Here is a 14,432-nt window from a genome sequence, read left to right as displayed (position 1 = left end):
ATCCCAGCGGAGTATTTGCCGTGTCGCAGGTATCCAGGGACGGCAGCGGGCACCAGAGCCCCGGGACGGCAAAAGCGCCGGCTGGAATCCCAGCCGGCGCTTCCGTCCCGCCCCTCTTCAGACCGGCGGTGTCAGCCTGCGTGCTTGCCGTGGTCCGGACGGGCCTCCACGCCTTGGAGGAGCAGCAACGCCATCCGTTCCTGCTGCCGGCGTTCCCGCTTCAGTTCCTTACGGATCGCTGCGAGTTCCTTGGCGGTGTGGGCCTGCTGCTCTGCGATGGCCTGCTGCTCCCGCAACCTCGCCTGCAGTTCCACATTGGCACGGCTCAGCTGCAACTGCTGTTCGGCCAGGACGTACTGGGTGCGGGACAACTGCTCCTGCACTTCCCTCACGTCATTCCCCGCATGCGGGCGTTCCTGCGTGAGGATCCTGGCGAACTCAAGATCCAGATCGGAACCGGAGTCCGGCCTGGAGGTAGGGCGTTCGGCGCGCGGAACCTGACGTTCGCCCACCGGAACCTGACGCCCGGCACCCAAGGTGCCTGCGCCGTCGTCGTCCGCTGTCAGACCGTCAGCCTTCAGGCCGTCAGCCGTCAGATCCTCCGCCTTCAGCGCGTCCATCGACGCCGTGTCCAGGGACATCCCGGCGTCCGAGGAGGCCGTGGCAACAAGTTCCTTCTCCGGAGCGGCGTCCACGGTCCGGCGCAGCGGACGTTCCTTGATGAAGAGCACTGCCAGGAGGGCCACAACGCTGATGATCGCCGAGATGAGGAAGATCTGCGCGGTGGCATCGCCGTAAGCTGCCCTCATGATGTCGGCAACGGGAGCGGGCATATCGGCCAGGTCCATGCTGGCACCGGAGGCGCCGCCCTGTGCAGGGATCCCCGCGGCAGCCATGCCTTCAACGGCGAGGTCCTTCACATGGTTGGACATGATGGCGCCCAGGACGGACACGCCGATCGCGCCACCTACCGAACGGAAGAACGCCACCGATGCACTGGCCGTTCCGATGTCCTTTGCCTGGACCGTGTTCTGCACGGCCAGCACCAGGTTCTGCATCAGCATGCCAAGGCCCAGGCCGAAAACGCCCGTGTAGATCGCAACGAGCCACAGTTCCGTGGTGTGGTCCATGGTTCCGGCGAACGCCAAGCCGCCAATCAGCAGGACGGAGCCGGCAATCAGGAACCTCTTCCACTTACCGAAGCGGCTGATCAGGATGCCGGACGCGACGGACCCAATCAGGTTGCCTGCGATCATCGGCAGCGTCAGCAGGCCCGCCTCAGTGGGAGAGGCACCGCGGGCAACCTGGAAGTACTGCCCCAGGAAGGTGGAGGAGCCGAACATGGCGATGCCGACGGCAACCGAGGCAATGATTGCCAAGGCCGTGGTGCGTTCGGTGATGATCTTCAGCGGGATGATCGGCTGCTCAACTTTGGTTTCCACGAACACCAGCACGGCCAGCAACGCTACACCGCCTCCCACCATGAGGGCTGACTGCCAGGAGAACCAGTCGTAGTAGTCCGGGTTGCCGGCGAAGGAAACCCAGATCAGGAGCAGGCTCACGCCGGAGGTCAGCAGGATGGAACCGAGCCAGTCGATCTTGGCGGGGCGCTTGATGTGCTGGATCTTCAGGGTCACCTGGAGCAGGATGAGCGCGACGACGGCCAGCGGCACGCAGACGAAGAACGTCCAGCGCCAGCCGAGCGGACTGTCCACGATGAAGCCACCCAGCAGCGGGCCACCGGCAGTGCCCACAGCCATGACGGCGCCCATGTAACCGGAGTACTTCCCACGATCACGCGGCGGGATCATGGAACCGATGATGGCCTGCGCCAAGGCGGTGAGGCCACCCATCGCTACACCTTGGATGACGCGTGCGGTCAGCAGCAGCGGGATGGTTTCGGACAGGCCTGCCATCACTGAGCCGGCCACGAAGATGATGATGCTCAGCTGGACCAGGAGCTTCTTGTCGAAGAGGTCCGCGAGCTTGCCCCAGATGGGCGTGGTGGCCGCGTTCGCGAGCAGCGCGGCCGTGATGACCCAGGCGAAGTCGGTTTGGGTGCCCTTGAGCTCGGACATGATGGTGGGCAGGGCGTTGGCAACAATGGTGCTGCTGAGGATCGCCGTGAAGAAGGCTGCCAAGAGCCCGGTGAGGGCTTCCATGATCTGCCGGTGGGTCATGGGCGCGGCGGCCTTGCTGGCCGCGGGGCTCACTGAGGCGTCCACCGCCTTGGTGTTCTGAACTGCTGGTGTGGCCATGGTGGCTCCTAAGCTGTCTGGTGTGTTGTGATGGAGCCGGCCGCCGTTGCCCGGATTGAGTCCTTGAGGGACACAGTGAGTTTGTTGATGACCTGGGAGGCCTCGAGGGCGTCTGCCTCGCTCCAATCCGCCAGGTAATCCCGCAGTCTCACGCTGCGTTGTTCTTCGAATTCGCGCAGTTTGGCCGCGCCGCTCTCTGTCAGGGCGAGGAGTTGGGCCCTGCCATCCGCAGGATCCGGCCGCCGCACCACAAAGCCAAGGTCCTCCAGCTCGGTGACATGCCTGCTCAGGACCGGAGCGCTGACGCCCAGCCGTGTGGCCAGTTGGGTAGCCCGCGTCTCCCCCTCGCCAATGAACCGCATGACCCCCTGGAGCGCCATTCCGACGTCGGGAACGCGGGCCATGTGGGCGGTCACCACGCAGCGCAGCGTGCGCTGGAGATCGAAAATTTGATGCACAAGATCTGTTGCCGTGGCAGAACCGACGGACATGGGAAACACCCCTCTTTTTGTTTGCCTAAAGCAACTATAACTCAGATTGATTGCTTTGGGAAACTAAAGATGATGAGGGGCTCCCCACAACGCAAGCAGCCCCCGCACGGTATTCCGTGCGGGGGCTGTTTATGGGATGTTGGTCGCGGCTGTCTAATCCAAGTGCGTGGGGCCGAACATCTTCAGCAGAGTTTCAACCACGACGACGTTGGGTCCGTCCGCTGCGAAGGACGCCTTGAGCGCGTTCCCCACTTCCTCCGGGGCTACCCGGCGGGCGGGGACGCCGAAGGACTCGGCAAGCTTGACGAAGTCCGGACGTGCCAGTTCGGTAGCGGTGGCTTGGCCGAAGGCGCCCACCATGTACTCCCGCAGGATGCCGTAGCCGCCGTCGTCCACGATCAGCCAAGTGACCGGGACGTTGTGCTGCTTGGCCGTGGCAAGTTCCGAGATGGAATACATGGACGAGCCGTCACCGGAGACAGCCAGCACACGGCTTGGTTTGCCCGTGGTTTCCAGTCCCACGGCTCCACCGATTGCTGCGGGGAAGCCGTAGCCGAGGCCGCCGGCGCCCTGGGCGGAGTGGAACTGGCCCTGACGGGCGTCCCAGCAGCTCCAGCCCCAGTAAGCGGAGATGGTCATGTCCCAGAAGGTCTGCATGTCGGCCGGAACAGCCTCGCGGATGTCGGCCATGAACTTCAGCTCCTTGGCCAGGTCCTGTGATTCCAGGCGCGCTGTGACCTTTGCCAGCGATTCCTTGACCACATCTTCCGGGCTGGTGCCATGCCAGGACCGGGTTACTGTATCCGAGGCTCCGGCTGCTGCGAGGGCTTCGTCCAGCGCGGCGAGGGCCTGCCCGGCGTCTGCGCGGATGCCCAGGCCTGGCCGGTTGGATTCGAGGACGCGGGGTTCGGCGTCGATCTGGATGATGCGCCCGCGGGGTTCGAACGTGAAGTAGTTGGACGTCACTTCACCCAGGGAGGACCCGATCACGATCAGCACATCGGCGTCTTCCAGGACGTCGGTCATGTACCGGTCCTCGATCCAGGACTGCAGGGACAGCTCATGGGTCCATGGGAACGCACCGTTGCCGCCCGGAGTGCAGATGACCGGTGCGCGGAGCTGTTCGGCGATCGAGAGCAGCGACTTCTCGGCCCGGCCACGGCGGGTACCGCCGCCTGCGATGATCGCCGGACGTTCCGCCGTCGAAAGCCACTTCACGGCCTCGCGGATCAGTTCGACGCGCGGCGGGTTGTCGAACGCCTCGGCGAGGGCGTCCTCAACCGGCGGGACCATGATCGGATCCAGCAGGACGTTCTGCGGGATTTCGATCCAGACCGGACCCTGCGGCGAGGAAATCGCTTCGGTCCAGGCGTCCTGGATGGCCGACGGGATACCGGAAGCGTGCTGGATCAGTCGCTGGCTCTTGGTGACGTTCGCGGCCGAAGCCTTCTGGTCATCAAGCTGGTGCAACATGCCCTTACGACGTGCACCCAGGCCATCGAGCGGGATCTGGCTGGCGACAACCACCATGGGAACGCCCGTGGCGTAAGCCTCCTGCAAACCTGCCAGGGACGTCAGCGCGCCGGGACCTGTGGACAGGAACAACACACCCACCTCGCCGGTGGCGCGGGAGTAACCGTCGGCGGCGAACGCCGAGTTGTTCTCCACGCGGGAAGAAACGAAGTGGAGGTTGCCGCGGCCCATGGCGTCAAACAGCCCGAGAGCGTGCTGGCCCGGAATACCGAAAACGGTCTTCGCGCCCAGCGCTTCGAGGGTCTCGACGACGAGGTCCCCGCCGTTGCGCTGGTTGGTGCCCTTGGTAGGAGCTGCTGTGCCGGGATCAAAATCGATCATCGCTGATCCCCTGTTGCCTTGGCGAGCTCTGCGATGCGGGCACCGAGAGCCTGCTGTGCGTAGCCGTTCGGGGCACCTTGGCGGTCGCCTTCGACGGCATTGTCCGCCATGAGGGTCACGAGCTCGTAGGCTACGTGGCTGCCTGCCACACCGGTAATTTCTGCGTGGTCATACGCCGGAGCAACTTCTACGATGTCCGCACCGACGAGGTTCATGCCGCGGAAGCCACGGATGATTTCGAGGAGTTCGCGGCTGGTGATGCCACCGGCCTCGGGGGTGCCGGTACCCGGGGCGTGGGCCGGGTCCAGGACGTCGATATCCACGGAGATGTACAGCGGACGGTTGCCGATGCGGTCACGGATCTTGGCCACCGTTTCCAGCACGCCCTGGTAATAGACGTCTGCAGAGGTGACGATTCCGAAGCCGAAGCGGTGGTCGTCGTCGAGGTCCTTCTTGCCGTACAGCGGGCCGCGGGTACCCACGTGGCTGATGGCTTCGGTATCCAGGATGCCTTCCTCGACGGCGCGGCGGAAGGGCGTGCCGTGCGTGTACTCGGCGCCGAAGTAGGTGTCCCAGGTGTCCAGGTGTGCGTCGAAGTGAAGCATGGCGATCGGCTCACCGGCGCGCTCCGCGGCTGCGCGGAGGAGGGGCAGGGCAATGGTGTGGTCGCCACCCAGGGTGACCAGCTTGCTGCCGTTGGCCGTGAGGTCCAAGGCGTTCTGCTGGACGGTTTCGATGGCCTCGTTGATGTTGAACGGGTTCACGGCCATGTCGCCGGCGTCGGCCACCTGGATGTTCTCGAATGGGCTGACGTCCCAGGCGGGGTTGTACGGGCGCAGCAGACGGCTGGCCTCACGCACGTGGTTGGCGCCGAAGCGCGCGCCGGGACGATAGGAAACGCCGGAGTCGAAGGGGACGCCTACAACAGTGACATCAGCCTTGGCCACCTGGTCAAGGCGGGGCAGGCGGGCATAGGTGGCGGCACCGGCATAGCGCGGGATGCGGGACGAATCGATGGGACCAAGGTTGCCGTTGGCCTCAATACGGAGCTCTTCCAAAATGCGCCACTCCTTAGTGGATAGCTGGGATGACTGTGACACCCATCATACACTCAAAGTTTCCTTATATGCATCACCTGTTTACAACCCAGATTTGAACGCACGCGTCATGAGATGCCGGTCACAGTGGGCGTAAAGATTCCATAAAAACCGGGGTCCCGGCGTCGAACGCGGCCATACGCTCCTTGCGGAAGCAGCACCGTGCTGCACGAAAGGACACAGTGACCACCTTGTCGAGGCCTCCGGCCGATCCGGCCAACCGGCCAAAGAACTCCTTCAAGCTCAAGCCCTGGCTGCTGGAAGGAATGCCGGACACCTCAGGCAAGAGGCAAGGGCCACACGGCCGCCCATCGGACGCTCACAAGCCGCAAGCCTGGTGGAAGGTCATGTGCCTCACCGGCCTGGACTACTTCTCCACGCTCGGCTACCAGCCCGCCATTGCCGCACTGGCAGCGGGCCTGCTGTCCCCCTTGGCCACCCTGCTCCTGGTACTGGCAACCCTGGCCGGCGCACTGCCCGTCTACCGCCGCGTGGCCCGCGAGAGTCCTCGCGGCGAAGGCTCCATCGCCATGCTGGAACGGCTCCTCCCCCGCTGGGGCGGCAAGCTCTTCGTCCTGGCCCTCCTGGGGTTCGCAGCCACGGACTTCATGATCACCATCACGCTCTCAGCTGCCGACGCCACAGCCCACCTGATCGAGAACCCCTTCGCGCCGCACTTCCTGGAAGGCCAGCAAGTTGTCATCACGCTGGCCTTGATCGCCGGGCTGGGTGTGGTCTTCCTTCGCGGATTCAAGGAAGCCATCAACGTGGCAGTAGTACTGGTGGCAGCGTTCCTGGCACTGAACCTTGTGGTCATCGTCGTATCCATGACCCATCTCTTCACCGAAGCCGGAGTCATTACCGACTGGTGGACCGCACTCACCACCTCCCACGGCGACCCCATCATGATGATCGCCCTGGCCCTTCTGGTCTTCCCCCGCCTGGCACTGGGACTCTCCGGATTTGAGACCGGCGTGGCCGTTATGCCCCAGATCAAGGGACACGCCACGGACACCGAAGCCAACCCGGCCGGCCGGATCAAGGGTGCCCACAAACTGCTGACCACTGCGGCCATCATCATGAGCTCGTTCCTCATCACCTCCAGCTTCACCACCGTCATGCTGATCCCGGCCGCCGAGTTCCAGGACGGCGGCAAAGCAGAGGGCCGCGCGCTCGCCTACCTTGCACACAAGTTCCTCGGCGACGGCTTCGGTACCGTCTACGACGTCAGCACCATCGCCATCCTCTGGTTCGCCGGCGCGTCCGCCATGGCCGGGCTGCTGAACCTCGTGCCGCGATACCTGCCCCGCTACGGCATGGCTCCGGCCTGGGCCCGGGCACTGCGCCCGCTGGTCCTGGTGTTCACTGTGATCGCCTTCATCGTCACCATCATTTTCCAGGCTGACGTCAACGCCCAGGGTGGCGCGTATGCCACCGGCGTGCTGGTCCTGATCACCTCTGCTTCCATCGCAGTCACCCTGTCCGCACGGCGAAAGAAGCAACGCGGCCAATTCATCGGCTTCGGAATCATCTCCCTCGTCTTCGTCTACACCACAGTGGTCAACTCGATCGAGCGGCCTGACGGCCTGAAGATCGCGGCACTCTTCATCCTGGGCATCATGGTGGTCAGCTTCATTTCCCGCATGCGGCGCGCCTTCGAACTCCGGGCCACCCACATCAAGATGGACGAGAAGGCCCTGGAATTCACCGCCAACGCTTCCGAGGGTCCTGTCCGGATCATCGCGCATGAACCCAAACACCTCAGCGCCAGCAGGTACCGCGAAAAGCTCCAGCACGCGCAGCAGGCCAGCCACCTGCCCGTTGACTGCGACGCCCTCTTCATTGAGGTCATCGTGGATGACAGCTCAGACTTCGAACAGGAACTCCAGGTTGTGGGCAAGACCCGGCACGGTTTCAAGATCCTTGAAGTGCACAGCAACAACGTCCCCAACACTGTGGCGGCCGTGCTGCTCCACATCCGCGACGTCACGGGATTCATGCCCCACATCTACTTCCGCTGGACCGAGGGCAACCCGATCTCCAACCTCAGCAAGTTCCTGTTCTTCGGAGAAGGGGAGATCGCCCCGGTGACCCGCGAAGTGCTGAGGGAAGCCGAGCCGGACATCACCCGCCGGCCGTGGGTGCACGTGGGCTAACCGCCCTAGCGGCTCGCCGCCGGCACCAGCACCCAGAGCACCTCGACGGTCTCGTCCGTGGGGTTGATCCACGTGTGCGGTTCGCGGCCGGGGAAGGAGAGCGTGTCCCCTTCTTCGAGGTCGTACGCCTCGTTGGTCAGAATGAGCTTGATCCTGCCCTTGACCACGTGCAGGACATCGACGTCGCAGTCCACGGCGTAGAGCTCATTCTCCCCACGGCCGCGCGGCTCTATGGTGGCCTGCAGAATCTGGAGCCGGCGCTCGGAGCGGGCCGTGAGCAACCGCTCCACGATGCCCTGGCCGCCCAGGGAGATGCGGGGGCCGTCGTCGCGTTTTGTCAGGTGCGTCTCCGGGGCGGCGAACAAATCACCCACAGAGACCGACAACACCTGGCACAAGGTGACCAAAGAGGCGACCGACGGCGATGTCAGGTCACGCTCCACGCGGCTGAGGAATCCCTTGGTCAGCCCGGTGGCGTCAGCCACTTGCTCGATGGTGAGGCGCTGCGCCTGCCGGGCTGCGCGGATTCTGGAACCGATGGCAACGGGAACATTGCTCGGTTCAACGGGGAGAGCCTTCATTCACGAACCTTTCAGGCCTGTCATGTGGCCCTGTCATTGGAGCAATAGTAGCCGGGAGACGGGCCAACAGGACCAGAATCGGCGGAACCATGACCAAAGCATCTTGACTGTTACTCCGATCACAACATATCCTCATAGGCAACAAGTGTTGTCTGTGAGGCACACAACACTCTTCCCCAATCTCCAACCATCAGCACAGAGACTTCGACGCTTCGCAGGAGTATCGTCGAAAACCCCAACCTCCGTGCATCAGCTCCAAGGACCGTTCATGGAATCTTCGGCTATTAACATCGCAATCGTGGTGGTGTACCTGCTCGCCATGCTGGCATTCGGCTGGTGGGGCAAGTCCCGCACCAAGAACAACAGCGACTTCCTGGTGGCCGGCCGCCGCCTGGGACCGTTCCTTTACACCGGCACCATGGCCGCTGTGGTCCTCGGTGGCGCTTCCACCGTGGGCGGCGTCGGCCTCGGCTACAAGTTCGGCATCTCCGGCATGTGGCTGGTGGTGGCCATCGGCGCAGGCGTGCTGCTGCTCAGCCTCCTGTTCGCCGGCACCATCCAGCGCCTGAAGATCTACACGGTCTCCCAGATGCTGAGCCTTCGCTACGGCAGCAGGGCCACGCAGACCTCCGGCATCGTCATGCTGGCGTACACGCTCATGCTCTGCGCTACGTCCACCGGCGCCTACGCCACCATCTTCGTGGTGCTCTTCGACTGGGAACGCTGGCTTGCCATCGCCGTTGGCGGCGCGATCGTCCTGGTTTACTCCACCATCGGCGGCATGTGGTCGATTACGTTGGCCGACCAGGTTCAGTTCATCATCAAGACCGTAGGCATCTTCTTCCTGATGCTCCCGTTCGTCCTGAACGCGGCCGGCGGCATGGACGGCATCCGTGAGCGCCTCGACGACACCTTCTTCCAGATCGATGGCATCGGCGCCCAGACCATCATCACGTACTTCGTGGTCTACACATTGGGCCTCCTGATCGGCCAGGACATCTGGCAGCGCGTCTTCACTGCCAAGACCCCCACCGTTGCCCGTTGGGGCGGCGCCACGGCCGGTGTCTACTGCATTCTCTACGGCATCGCAGGCGCCGTGATCGGCCTGGCTGCCCGGGTGGCATTGCCGGACATCGATGTCACCAACCTCGGCAAGGACGTTGTGTACGCAGAGGTGGCAACCCACATCCTGCCCGTCGGCATCGGCGGCCTGGTCATGGCCGCGGCTGTTGCAGCCATGATGTCCACCGCTTCCGGCGCCCTGATTGCCGCAGCAACGGTGGCACGTGCAGACGTTGTCCCGTTCGTGGCCAGCTGGTTCGGCAAGACCATCAACACCGATGACAGCGAAAACCCCGAACACGACGTCAAGGCAAACCGCTACTGGGTTCTTGGACTCGGCATCGTGGCAGTACTGATTTCCATGGCAGCTCAGGACGTGGTGATTGCCCTCACCATCGCCTACGACATCCTGGTAGGCGGCCTCCTGGTAGCAATTCTGGGCGGCTTGGTGTGGAAGCGCGGCACGGGCATCGCCGCTGCGTGGTCCATGGCAGTTGGATCGGTGCTGACGCTGACCCTGCTGATCCTCTTCGCCCTGGGTGTCATTCCGAGCGCGGACGGCGTCTACGCCAACGAACCGATCTACTACGGTCTCGCCGCTTCGTTCATCGCCTACGTAGTGATTTCACTGCTCACCCCGCCCACTGATCCCGCAGTCCGCGAGGCCTGGGACAAGCGCGTTGCCGGCGCAGTCTCTGAGGAACTCCCGCCTGAGGCCCACCCGGTCAGCAGCCACAAGTAACGCTGCACGTAACAGAGCAATGTTCGACGGCGGTGCCTCCCCTTTCCGGGGCGGCGCCGCCGTTGTTTTGTGCCTGGGAAGAGGGCGTTGTTGGGGATAGCTGTGGGGTAGGGTTGTCCCAGCTTCAAGAGATGTGGCGCCAAGCTCCGACTGGCCACACACCAACCCCATGTTCACGGGTGGTTCGGATGAGGAAGCGGCCCGTCCCGGACCAGAGACAACCGAGCGGGCAAGAGCACTCCCCCAAGGAGCAATCCCTTGCCGTACCAAGGCGATACCACCCCGGCTACAAGTACCCCGGCGCCAACAGCCACGCACACGGTCGCGGTGATTCCCGCCGTCGACCTCTTCCTGGGCACGGTGACCATCACCTCGAAGGCCGGAACCGGGCGGTTCGGACATCCCCAGCCGCACCTGATCGCGCGAGCGTTGGCCCAAGCGGTCCGGCCGACCCTCTGGTCTGGTGCGTCGAGGACGCTCACGGTGACTGTTGCCGCGGCCGGCAAACGCGCGGGTGTGCAGCAACACTACACACTCAGCCGCGAGCTGCCCGCCTAGATTTCCTCGTCCTCCTCGCGGAATTCCTCGGTTTCGTCAAGGGGGACCACACGTTCGTCGTCCTCGGGGGCGTCCACTTCCTCCACCCAGGCCTCGTCCACTTCCTGGTCCTCGGCGTAGTCGTAGGCCGGATCCGACTCAATGGTGGTCCGTTCCGGGTAGTTGGCGTGTGATTCGGTGGTGTTCATGGTGCAACCTCCGTCTCGTGGGCCGCTCAAAGCCCTGTTGAACGTGCGCGGGGTGGACCCCCGCCCCTGTCCTTCCATCTGAGCACCGGGTAAGGCGAGGGTCAAGAATGGCCGGAAATTACGGTGCGCCGAACATTCCAAGTGAGGAATACCAGCCAAAAAACCGCGCAGATAAGCGGTACAGTGGGGCGTGCAATGGGGCCGCAACTACCCCACCCAGCACAGGAGAGAAAGTGCAACAGCACCAGGAATCCCCCGGTTCGTCGAGCCCGGCTCCGGACCCCACCCCGGAATCGGCAGCCCCCGAAAACGACGGAACGCAACCCGCGCCACCCCCGCACGCCGACATCCGCCGGTGGCGGCAGTACCTCGCCGATGAGCGCGCCGAGGCCGCCGTCTACCGCGAACTCGCCCAACGGCGCGACGGCGAAGAACGCCAAATCCTGCTTGCCCTGGCCGAAGCCGAAGGCCGACACGAGGCCCACTGGCTCAAGCTCCTGGGTGAGCACGCCGGAATGCCCAAGGCCGCGTCAACCCGCAGCCAGTTCCTGGGCTTCCTGGCCCGCAACTTCGGGTCCGTCTTTGTGCTGGCCCTGGCCCAACGCGCAGAAGGCCGCTCCCCCTACGGCTCCGAACCCGCGGCAACACCCGCCATGGTGGCTGACGAACAGATCCACGAAGAAGTGGTCAGGGGACTGGCTACCCGTGGTCGAAACCGGCTCTCCGGTACTTTCCGTGCCGCGGTCTTCGGCGCCAACGACGGTTTGGTGAGCAACCTTTCGCTGGTCATGGGCATGGCCGCCACCGGCGTACCCAGTCCGGTGGTGCTGATGAGCGGTGTGGCAGGTCTTTTGGCGGGTGCCTTGTCCATGGGTGCCGGCGAGTACGTGTCGGTCCGCTCCCAGCGGGAACTGCTCAACGCGACACTGCCCACCCAAGCCACCCTCACGGCAGCACCGTCGTTGGACATCGAGCACAACGAATTGGTGCTGGTGTACCTCGCCCGTGGCATGACGCGCGAGGCCGCTGAGCACCGCGCCGCGGAGCGCATGGGCCTGTTCAGCTGCGACTGCGATCCCAGCCTCTCCTTGCAGCCTGAGAAACCTGCCACCGACGAGCATGAATCCGTCGGCTCGGCGTGGGGCGCAGCGATGTCCAGCTTCTGCTTCTTCGCTTCGGGCGCCATCGTTCCCATCCTGCCCTTCATTTTCGGCATGACGGGCTTTGCCGCCTTGATGGTGGCCGGTGTGCTGGTGGGCATCGCGCTCCTGGCGACCGGCGCCGTCGTGGGCTTGCTGTCCGGAACGTCGCCGCTGAGCCGCGGGCTGCGCCAGCTCGCGATCGGCCTGGGAGCAGCTGCCGCCACCTACGGGCTGGGCCTGGTATTCGGGGCAACCATCGTCTAGTTTGGACGGCTCCCCCTGCAGCCCGTAATGTTGGTTCGTCCTCCGCGCTGCCCCGCGTGACCAGGGCGTGAGGAATGGAGAACCGTGGACTCGGAGCGGGAAACGCGTGCGCCCAAGCACCGGCGTGCCGGCACGGCCTGGCGTATTCTCCGTGGCGTGCTCATGGCCGGAATTGCCGCTGTTGTGGCAGTGTTGGTCAGCGGATTCCTGCATGGAGATCCGCGGATCACTGCCCTTTTCCCGGGTGTGAGCGTTCCGGGTGCCGCGCACGACGGGCAACCCGGGCAGAAGCAATCGGCGCCCGCACGTGCAGCAGACGCCCCGCCGCCCGGATTTGAGGAGGCGGACGCCCCGCTGGCCTCGCCGAAGGCGCCGGAGACCATCAACGATTCGTATAAGTTTCTGGCTACCAACGACGACGGCACTCCGGTGGGGTACTCGCCGTGCCGGCCGCTGCACTACGTGGTGAACGATGCGTCCGCGCCGGAGGGTTCCAATGCGCTGCTGGAGACAGCAATCGCGAAGGTCTCCGCCGCTTCAGGAATCCTGTTCGTCAACGACGGCACCACCGACGAGTTGCCGGCAGACCGGCGGGAGCCATACCAGCCGGCCAAGTACGGCGACCGTTGGGCTCCCCTGCTGATTTCGTGGACCACGCCGGAGGCCGCACCGGCGTTGGCGGACAAAGTCATTGGTACGGGCGGCAGCACCATGTACTCACTCAACAACGGACCCAAAAGCTACATCACCGGCAGCCTCGAGCTGGACACCCCGCAGGTCGCCGAACTCCTCGCTGATCCCGAAGGCGCCGACTACGTCCTGGCGGTCATGCAGCACGAGTTGGGGCACGTCATGGGATTGGACCACGTTGATGATCCTGTCCAGCTGATGTACCCGGAAATTGGCGCCCCTGACGGCCTTGCGGCGGGCGACCTGACCGGACTGCACCTCCTTGCCTCGGCCCCCTGCCGCGAGGACATCTAACAGCCGGTTCAGGGGGCCATGGACTCCCGGCGTGTCCGGACTTATGCTGGCGACTACGGCCGACGGCGGCGCCCCACCTCCCGTCGCGGCCTCCACGTCAGGGGGTTCCATGGAACCTAACGGGTCGCCCCAGTGGCAGGACCCCGATCCCCTTCGCCCCCGTGATCCTCCGTATGGCCCCTACCGGCCCGAGGCAACGCTGCCACCGGGACCAGCACGGACGGTCAAGCACAGCAGCATCGCTGCCATACTGTTCTTCCTGGGCATCCTCGGCCTGGTGTGTGCGGGGGCGTATTTCAGCGGCGACCTGCAGCGGTTCCTGTACGGTTCCTCCGCCACCCAAAGCCAGGCACCCCGGCCCGGGTTGGTCCCGTTCGGGCAGCGCCAGGAACCTGTGCCCGGCCTGGAAGAAGCCGATGCGCCACTGGGAACTCCGGCACCCGTGAACCGGAGCAGTACCTCGTACAAGTTCCTCGCCGTGAAGGAGGACGGCACTCCCCTGGCCTACTCCCCGTGCAGGCCCATCCACTACGTGGTGAACGCCGATCTCGGGGATCCGTCCTGGCAGCCACTGGTGGACGAGGCCATTCGCCAAGCCAGCGTGGCCACTGGATTGAAGTTCGTCTACGACGGCCCCAGTTCCGAGGTCCCATCCACCAACAGGCAGGGATACCAGCCTGCCAGATACGGTGACCGTTGGGCGCCCGTCCTGATCGCGTGGAGCACTCCGGAGCAGGTACCGCGATTGACCGGCCAAACCGTGGGCTTGGGAGGGAGCTCCTCGATTGGCCTGAGCGACGGCTACAAGGCCTACGTCACCGGTACCGTGTCATTGGACGCCCCGCAGTTCGCCGGCATCGTGGACACCTCCGAGGGCAAGGAGATCGGCGTAGCGGTGATCATGCATGAGCTGGGACACCTGCTGGGCCTTGATCACGTAGACGATCCCCGGCAACTGATGTTTGACCAGGCTTCCTGGGTCCGCCAATACGCTGCCGGCGACAGGACCGGCCTGGCCCAACTCGGCTCCGGTCCCTGCAGCAAGGACTTCTAGC

General features: G+C 64.5%; 12 protein-coding genes and 1 riboswitch. Of the genes, 6 read left to right on the top strand and 6 right to left on the bottom strand.

Going from position 1 to position 14,432, the window contains the following annotated elements; all coding sequences use genetic code 11:
• Positions 1–131: 131 nt before the first annotated feature.
• The 4 genes from CGK93_RS05480 to speB form a co-directional block, all read right to left on the bottom strand.
• Positions 132–2,258: an MFS transporter gene (locus CGK93_RS05480; RefSeq protein WP_089593949.1), complete on the bottom strand. Its 2,127-nt coding sequence runs from the start codon at positions 2,256–2,258 to the stop codon at positions 132–134.
• A gap of 8 nt (positions 2,259–2,266) precedes the next feature.
• Positions 2,267–2,749: a MarR family winged helix-turn-helix transcriptional regulator gene (locus CGK93_RS05475; protein WP_089593948.1), complete on the bottom strand. Its 483-nt coding sequence runs from the start codon at positions 2,747–2,749 to the stop codon at positions 2,267–2,269.
• Positions 2,750–2,902: 153 nt separating this feature from the next.
• The gene (locus CGK93_RS05470; protein WP_089593947.1) at positions 2,903–4,603 is read right to left on the bottom strand and encodes a thiamine pyrophosphate-binding protein; all 1,701 of its coding nucleotides are present in this window, start codon (positions 4,601–4,603) and stop codon (positions 2,903–2,905) included.
• Positions 4,600–5,661 (bottom strand): agmatinase, encoded by a 1,062-nt coding sequence (gene speB, locus CGK93_RS05465; protein WP_089593946.1) that lies wholly within the window; start codon positions 5,659–5,661, stop codon positions 4,600–4,602. The genes CGK93_RS05470 and speB overlap by 4 nt, the downstream gene beginning before the upstream one ends.
• A gap of 221 nt (positions 5,662–5,882) precedes the next feature.
• On the opposite strand from speB, the gene CGK93_RS05460 reads away from it, so the two are divergent.
• Complete coding sequence (locus CGK93_RS05460; RefSeq protein WP_089593945.1) at positions 5,883–7,856, top strand: APC family permease; 1,974 nt, start codon at positions 5,883–5,885, stop codon at positions 7,854–7,856.
• Between the two features lie 5 nt (positions 7,857–7,861).
• Here the strand turns inward: CGK93_RS05460 and CGK93_RS05455 are convergent, their stop codons facing one another.
• Positions 7,862–8,437 (bottom strand): helix-turn-helix domain-containing protein, encoded by a 576-nt coding sequence (locus CGK93_RS05455; RefSeq protein ID WP_089593944.1) that lies wholly within the window; start codon positions 8,435–8,437, stop codon positions 7,862–7,864.
• A 268-nt stretch (positions 8,438–8,705) separates the two neighbouring features.
• On the opposite strand from CGK93_RS05455, the gene CGK93_RS05450 reads away from it, so the two are divergent.
• Positions 8,706–10,241: a sodium:solute symporter gene (locus CGK93_RS05450; protein WP_198318361.1), complete on the top strand. Its 1,536-nt coding sequence runs from the start codon at positions 8,706–8,708 to the stop codon at positions 10,239–10,241.
• Positions 10,242–10,363: 122 nt separating this feature from the next.
• A riboswitch (SAM riboswitch) is annotated at positions 10,364–10,483 on the top strand.
• A gap of 16 nt (positions 10,484–10,499) precedes the next feature.
• Positions 10,500–10,799, top strand: coding sequence for a hypothetical protein (locus CGK93_RS05445; protein WP_089593942.1), 300 nt, complete (start codon positions 10,500–10,502; stop codon positions 10,797–10,799).
• Here CGK93_RS05445 and CGK93_RS05440 read toward each other — a convergent pair.
• Positions 10,796–10,987, bottom strand: a complete 192-nt coding sequence (locus CGK93_RS05440) for a hypothetical protein (RefSeq protein WP_089593941.1) — start codon at positions 10,985–10,987, stop codon at positions 10,796–10,798. The genes CGK93_RS05445 and CGK93_RS05440 overlap by 4 nt on opposite strands.
• Before the next feature lie 233 nt (positions 10,988–11,220).
• Between CGK93_RS05440 and CGK93_RS05435 the strand changes: the two genes are divergently transcribed.
• The 3 genes from CGK93_RS05435 to CGK93_RS05425 all read left to right on the top strand — a co-directional run bounded on the left by CGK93_RS05435 (position 11,221) and on the right by CGK93_RS05425 (position 14,431).
• On the top strand, positions 11,221–12,393 hold the full coding sequence (locus CGK93_RS05435) for a VIT1/CCC1 transporter family protein (protein ID WP_089593940.1): 1,173 nt from the start codon (positions 11,221–11,223) through the stop codon (positions 12,391–12,393).
• Positions 12,394–12,477: 84 nt separating this feature from the next.
• Entirely contained in the window at positions 12,478–13,377 is a 900-nt protein-coding gene (locus CGK93_RS05430) for a matrixin family metalloprotease (RefSeq protein WP_198318360.1), read from the top strand.
• A gap of 31 nt (positions 13,378–13,408) precedes the next feature.
• Positions 13,409–14,431: a matrixin family metalloprotease gene (locus CGK93_RS05425; RefSeq protein WP_232481550.1), complete on the top strand. Its 1,023-nt coding sequence runs from the start codon at positions 13,409–13,411 to the stop codon at positions 14,429–14,431.
• Position 14,432 lies beyond the last annotated feature (1 nt).

The sequence above is a fragment of the Arthrobacter sp. YN genome (assembly GCF_002224285.1).
In the GTDB taxonomy this organism is placed as follows: domain Bacteria; phylum Actinomycetota; class Actinomycetes; order Actinomycetales; family Micrococcaceae; genus Arthrobacter.
This window is presented reverse-complemented; position numbering and strand designations above follow the sequence as displayed.